Origin of the sequence: Haloferax sp. Atlit-10N (assembly GCF_003586325.1) — an archaeon.
GTDB lineage: Archaea > Halobacteriota > Halobacteria > Halobacteriales > Haloferacaceae > Haloferax > Haloferax prahovense.
Window position 1 is genome coordinate 1 of the sequence record NZ_PSYX01000017.1, and the last position, 5,302, is coordinate 5,302.

The following is a 5,302-nucleotide window of genomic DNA, read 5'->3' on the forward strand; positions in this document are numbered from 1 at the left end:
CCAGAACCCACGGAGGTTCGAAGGGTTTATACCCACGAATCGCCTCGGTTCAGGTCCGAAGGAAATGAGGATTCCGCCCCTGCGGTACGCCGCAAGACGGTATCTGATGTTAGCCCTAGTAGTTCGGTGACATCCGAACGGATGTCATACGAACTCGGACCTTTGAACGGTGATTTGACAGCATATCGCTGCCATTCACCCGCCAAAACCCCGCGACCAGGTTTAAATGGTCGCGACCCATTCCGGTTGATCCTGCCGGAGGTCATTGCTATTGGGGTCCGATTTAGCCATGCTAGTTGCACGAGTTCATACTCGTGGCGAAAAGCTCAGTAACACGTGGCCAAACTACCCTACAGAGAACGATAACCTCGGGAAACTGAGGCTAATAGTTCATACGGGAGTCATGCTGGAATGCCGACTCCCCGAAACGCTCAGGCGCTGTAGGATGTGGCTGCGGCCGATTAGGTAGACGGTGGGGTAACGGCCCACCGTGCCGATAATCGGTACGGGTTGTGAGAGCAAGAGCCCGGAGACGGAATCTGAGACAAGATTCCGGGCCCTACGGGGCGCAGCAGGCGCGAAACCTTTACACTGCACGCAAGTGCGATAAGGGGACCCCAAGTGCGAGGGCATATAGTCCTCGCTTTTCTCGACTGTAAGGCGGTCGAGGAATAAGAGCTGGGCAAGACCGGTGCCAGCCGCCGCGGTAATACCGGCAGCTCAAGTGATGACCGATATTATTGGGCCTAAAGCGTCCGTAGCCGGCCACGAAGGTTCATCGGGAAATCCGCCAGCTCAACTGGCGGGCGTCCGGTGAAAACCACGTGGCTTGGGACCGGAAGGCTCGAGGGGTACGTCCGGGGTAGGAGTGAAATCCCGTAATCCTGGACGGACCACCGATGGCGAAAGCACCTCGAGAAGACGGATCCGACGGTGAGGGACGAAAGCTAGGGTCTCGAACCGGATTAGATACCCGGGTAGTCCTAGCTGTAAACGATGCTCGCTAGGTGTGACACAGGCTACGAGCCTGTGTTGTGCCGTAGGGAAGCCGAGAAGCGAGCCGCCTGGGAAGTACGTCCGCAAGGATGAAACTTAAAGGAATTGGCGGGGGAGCACTACAACCGGAGGAGCCTGCGGTTTAATTGGACTCAACGCCGGACATCTCACCAGCTCCGACTATAGTAATGACGGTCAGGTTGATGACCTTACCACGACGCTATAGAGAGGAGGTGCATGGCCGCCGTCAGCTCGTACCGTGAGGCGTCCTGTTAAGTCAGGCAACGAGCGAGACCCGCACTTCTAATTGCCAGCAGCAGTTTCGACTGGCTGGGTACATTAGAAGGACTGCCGCTGCTAAAGCGGAGGAAGGAACGGGCAACGGTAGGTCAGTATGCCCCGAATGAGCTGGGCTACACGCGGGCTACAATGGTCGAGACAATGGGTTGCTATCTCGAAAGAGAACGCTAATCTCCTAAACTCGATCGTAGTTCGGATTGAGGGCTGAAACTCGCCCTCATGAAGCTGGATTCGGTAGTAATCGCATTTCAATAGAGTGCGGTGAATACGTCCCTGCTCCTTGCACACACCGCCCGTCAAAGCACCCGAGTGAGGTCCGGATGAGGCCACCACACGGTGGTCGAATCTGGGCTTCGCAAGGGGGCTTAAGTCGTAACAAGGTAGCCGTAGGGGAATCTGCGGCTGGATCACCTCCTAACGACCGAGACCACCCCGACGGGGTGGCTCACACGCGATCTTCCGAGTTCACCAATGACACCCGTTCGGACACCTTAGAACTACTAGGGCTAACACGGGCCCATAGCTCAGTGGTAGAGTGCCTCCTTTGCAAGGAGGATGCCCAGGGTTCGAATCCCTGTGGGTCCATGGTAAGCAGTACTCCACTCCGAAACGATCGTGCCCCTTAAGTGTGGCAAGACGTTTCGAATGAATGGATACTGACGACAGATGCACCATCCCGCGCAAGCGAGGTTGGGAAGGGTCGAAAACACGCCTCGGCATCTCCGAGGGTGTTTGATGAAACCGTGTGTACGTGCAATCCAGGCGTCCACTGGACCCGTTCTCCGGGTCACAGTGACTATATCAACTGGCTACTGTGCCAGCTGGTGGATAGCTCGGCTCGAGAGCCGATGACGGACGTGCCAAGCTGCGATAAGCCTCAGGGACCCGCATGGAGGGAAAGAACTGAGGATCTCCGAATGGGAATCCCCACGCAATTGCCTTGCGCAATGGGGAACGTTCCGAATTGAAACATCTTAGTAGGAACAGGAAAAGAAAGCAATCCGCGATGTCGTTAGTAACGGCGAGTGAACGCGATACAGTCCAAACCGAAGCCTTCGGGCAATGTGGTGTACGGACTACCCATAACGGACCTGGATCTTATGTGAAGTCTCCTGGAACGGAGCGTGATACAGGGTGAAAACCCCGTAACATAAGAACCAGATCCCGGGGTTGTTCCAGAATAGCGGGGGTTGGATATCCCTCGTGAATTTCGCAGGCATCAACTGCGAAGACTAAACACTCCTCGAGACCGATAGCGAACAAGTAGCGTGAGCGAACGCTGAAAAGCACCCCGAAAAGGGCGGTGCAATAGGGCTTGAAATCAGTTGGCGATAGAGCGACGTGGCATACAAGGTCACTCGACGAAAGAACTGGGAGCGATCCCGTAGTATGACTTGAGTGAAGCCGATGTTACGTCGTGCGTTTTGAAAAACGAACCATGGAGTGCATCTGACTGGCGAGTCTAAGGGGTGAACCCCCGGAGGCATAGGGAAACCGATACGGCCGCAGTCTTTGACCAGGGCCACCGTCTTCAAGGGCGGGGAGCCAACCGGATGCGACCCGAAACCAAGTGATCTACGCCGGAGCAGGGCGAAGCGTGGCGAAAGCTGCGTGGAGGCCCGTTAGAGTTGGTGTCCTACAATACCCTCTCGTGACTCTGGTGTAGGGGTGAAAGGCCCATCGAACTTGGCAACAGCTGGTTCCAACCGAAACATGTCGAAGCATGACCTCTGATGAGATAGTTCGTGAGGTAGAGCGACCGATTGGGAATCCGGACTCCGAGAGGAGTTCGCTTCCCTGTCAAACTCCGAACTTACGAACGTCGTAGACTCAGGGAGTCCGGTGTGCGGGGTAAGCTTGTGCACCGTGAGGGAGACAACCCAGAGCCAGGTTAAGGACCCAAAGTGTGGATTAAGTGTGATTGAAGATTGTCTCGAGCCCTAAACAGCCGGGAGGTGAGCTTAGAAGCAGCTACCCTCTAAGAATAGCGTAACAGCTTACCGGCCGAGGTTCGAGGCGTCGAAAATGATCGGGACTCAAATCCACCTCCGAGACCTGGCGGCGTGTCTTATGACACGATTCCGTAGGTTGGCATACTGCATGGGTGGAAGCACGGGTGAGAACTCGTGTGGACCGTGCAGCAACGAAAATCATGGTCTCAGTAGCAGCGAGAGTCGGGTGTGAACCCCGACGGCCTTACGCGCAAGGGTTCCTCGGCACTGTCAATCAGCCGAGGGTTAGTCGATCCTAAGTCTATCCGTAATTCGAAATAGATGAAAGGGAAACTGGTTAATATTCCAGTACCTTCTTGCACTAAACGTCGACGCTTTAGGAAACACCGAGCGGGGCCTTCGCCCCGTCGAATCACCGAAATTCGTGGAAGCCGTAACGGCACGAAGCGAACGAATGGTGAGATAGAGAAATTCGGCGGTACCTAGAGCCCGTGAAAAGACAAGCAAGAAGCTCGTACCGAGATCCGACACAGGTGCGCTGGCAGAGCAAGCCAAGGCCTGTCGGGATCAACCGACGTTAGGGAATTCGGCAAGTTAGTCCCGTAAGTTCGCGATAAGGGATGCCTGCTCTTGACCGAGCAGGTCGCAGTGACTCGGACGCTCCGACTGTCTAGTAACAACATAGGTGACCGCAAATCCGCAAGGACTCGTACGGTCACTGAATCCTGCCCAGTGCGGGTATCTGAACACCTAGTACAATAGGACGAAGGACCCGTCAACGGCGGGGGTAACTATGACCCTCTTAAGGTAGCGTAGTACCTTGCCGCTTCAGTAGCGGCTTGCATGAATGGATCAACGAGAGCGTCACTGTCCCAACGTTGGGCCCGGTGAACAGTACGTTCCAGTGCGGAGTCTGGAGACCCCCAAGGGGAAGCGAAGACCCTATAGAGCTTTACTGCAGGCTGTCGCTGAGACGTGGTCGCTAATGTGCAGCATAGGTAGGAGCCATTACACAGGTACCCGCGCCAGCGGGCCACCGAGGCAACATTGAAATACTACCCGTTAGTGACTGCGACTCTCACTCCTGGCGGAGGACACCGGTAGCCGGGCAGTTTGACTGGGGCGGTACGCGCTCGAAAAGATATCGAGCGCGCCCAAAGATTTCCTCACGCGAGTCGGAAACTCGTGGAAGAGCGCAAGAGCAAACGGAAGTCTGACAGTGACATTCCCAACGAGTGTCGCTGACGCGAAAGCGTGGTCTAGCGAACCTACGAGGTTCATTCATGGGACCCGTAGATGACAGAAAAGCTACCTTAGGGATAACAGAGTCGTCACCCGCAAGAGCACATATCGACCGGGTGGCTTGCTACCTCGATGTCGGTTCCCTCCATCCTGCCTGTGCAGAAGCAGGCAAGGGTGAGGTTGTTCGCCTATTAAAGGAGGTCGTGAGCTGGGTTTAGACCGTCGTGAGACAGGTCGGCTGCTATCTATTGGGGGTGTTAAGGAACTTGACGTGAACGTTCGTATAGTACGAGAGGAACTACGAATGGGTGCCACTGGTGTACCGGTTGTCCGAGAGGGCAGATGCCGGGCAGCTACGCACCACGGGGTAAGAGCTGAACGCATCTAAGCTCGAAACCCACACGGAAAAGAAGTTCCACTGAGGTCACTCGTAGAAGACGAGTTCGATAGACTCGGGGTGTACGCAACGAGGCAACGAGTTGTTAAGCCCGCGAGCACTAACAGACCAAGCCACATTCATACGCACTGAGACCCGAGAACGGGTCCAGGCGCAAACTGGATTGCACGAACACATTGGTAAGACGGCCCGTCCGATATTGGTATGACAACGGTTCGATTCCGTTGATCGGCATTAAGGCGGCCAGAGCGGTGAGGTTCCACCCGTACCCATCCCGAACACGGCAGTTAAGCTCACCTGCGTTCTGGTCAGTACTGGAGTGAGCGATCCTCTGGGAAATCCAGTTCGCCGCCCCCACTCATACAGAGCCCACTGGACTTCGGTCCAGTGGGCTTTTTTCATTTATAGCGAGCGG

At 55.5% G+C, this 5,302-nt stretch carries 1 tRNA gene and 3 rRNA genes; all 4 read left to right on the forward strand.

Annotated features, from left to right (window positions below):
* Nucleotides 1–239: 239 nt before the first annotated feature.
* Nucleotides 240–1,712: ribosomal RNA gene (locus C5B91_RS20740) — 16S ribosomal RNA — on the forward strand.
* Nucleotides 1,713–1,809: 97 nt separating this feature from the next.
* Nucleotides 1,810–1,881: transfer RNA gene (locus tag C5B91_RS20745), tRNA-Ala, on the forward strand.
* 215 nt (nt 1,882–2,096) lie between these two features.
* Nucleotides 2,097–5,009: ribosomal RNA gene (locus tag C5B91_RS20750) — 23S ribosomal RNA — on the forward strand.
* Between the two features lie 113 nt (nt 5,010–5,122).
* Nucleotides 5,123–5,244 (forward strand): 5S ribosomal RNA (gene rrf, locus C5B91_RS20755).
* Together the 16S, 23S and 5S rRNA genes with 1 tRNA gene alongside form the textbook arrangement of a ribosomal RNA operon.
* Nucleotides 5,245–5,302: the final 58 nt, after the last annotated feature.